This is a genomic window from Microcystis sp. LE19-84.1B, from assembly GCF_027531875.1.
GTDB lineage: Bacteria > Cyanobacteriota > Cyanobacteriia > Cyanobacteriales > Microcystaceae > Microcystis > Microcystis panniformis.
The window spans coordinates 1-1271 of sequence record NZ_JAPZSR010000195.1 but is presented as its reverse complement, the minus strand read 5'-3'; the positions used below and the strand labels follow the sequence as shown (position 1 = coordinate 1271).

At 45.2% G+C, this 1271-nt stretch carries 3 protein-coding genes; all 3 read right to left on the bottom strand.

Annotated features, from left to right (window positions below):
* Window positions 1-126 (bottom strand): DUF2887 domain-containing protein (locus tag O9324_RS11485; RefSeq protein ID WP_288140246.1); only part of this gene is annotated, 126 nt, incomplete at its 3' end.
* 21 nt (window positions 127-147) lie between these two features.
* Window positions 148-483 (bottom strand): RpnC/YadD family protein, encoded by a 336-nt coding sequence (locus O9324_RS11480; RefSeq protein WP_287712682.1) that lies wholly within the window; start codon window positions 481-483, stop codon window positions 148-150.
* Window positions 484-718: 235 nt separating this feature from the next.
* Window positions 719-1271, bottom strand: a 553-nt coding sequence (locus tag O9324_RS11475; protein ID WP_288140245.1) for a DUF2887 domain-containing protein, incomplete at its 5' end; no start/stop codon positions are given.

The window sequence follows — 1271 nt, the reverse complement described above, 5'->3', positions numbered from 1 at the left end:
GAGTTGTTTCACCTCTTGGGAGGTGAATTTATAGTTTGCTGCTCCCGGTTGCGGTTGTCCGATTAGGTCAAAGAAACTGTCCGGAAAGCGCAGGAATATTTGGTAAAAGATACTGTCAGTTTTCACGAGAAATCTCGCTTCTAGGGTTTATTGGCAATTGCCGAATTGATTTAAGAGTTCCTGCTTGGAACAATGTAGGAGTAAAGGAGTAAATTCTTCTGGGGACAATTGTAAAATCCGGCTGATAATAGCTTGAATTTCTGGGTCTAACTCACCAAAACGGACTCGGAGCAGGTTTTCCACCACCAAACGTTTCCCCTCTTGCAGACCCCGTTCTAGACCCCGTTCCAGACCCCGTTCTAAACCCCGTTCTAGACCCCGTTCTAGACCCCGTTCTAGACCCCGTTCTAGACCTTGTTTTTCTCCTTCGGCCAGTGCCTCTTGATAGACTCTCGTTTGTTTTAAATCACTTAGTTCAAACATAGCTTCAATTTCCTCGCGACTTTTCTGGGGGAAGTAGTAGGGTTAATTCATGAATAACCCTACCGGCTCTTCTAGGTTCTGTGTGATAAGTTTAACTTACTATATGACCGATCTTTGTGTCCTTTGTGTCTTTGTGGTTCGTTCCACCCCCTCGCCAGCAGGACTGTATCTCAGAATACATTTTACCCACCAAATCCAAGAGAGTCCCCTACCCTTGATAAGGGTGGTAATAGCTTCAATTTCCTCGCGACTTTTCTGGGGGAAATCGCTTTAAGAGTTCCTGCTTGGAACAATGGAGAAGTAAAGGAGTAAATTCTTCCGGGGACAATTGTAAAATCCGGCTGATAATAGCTTGAATTTCTGGGTCTAACTCACCAAAACGGACTCGGAGCAGGTTTTCCACCACCCGACGTTCCCCCTCTTGCAGACCCCGTTCTTCTCCTTCGGCCAGTGCCTCTTGATAGACTCTCGTTTGTTTTAAATCACTTAGTCCAAACATAGCTTCAATTTCCTCGCGACTTTTCTGGGGTAATTTGTAAATAATGATACTTTCGATTAGATTAATTAACTGCCGTTGACTGGACTGGTCGATGATTTCTTCTCTAGTCCGCTCGATTAGGGTTTGAGCAGTCCTCACCGCTGCTGTCTCCGACTCTACTACTAATTTAATCACACCAATTCCTAAGGAGGGATTGTCCCTGCGGAGCAATTCATCGATATAAATGCGTCTAACGCTCGATAAATTGAGGATTTCGCCAAAATGCAGGGATTGTTCCCGTTCCACCCCA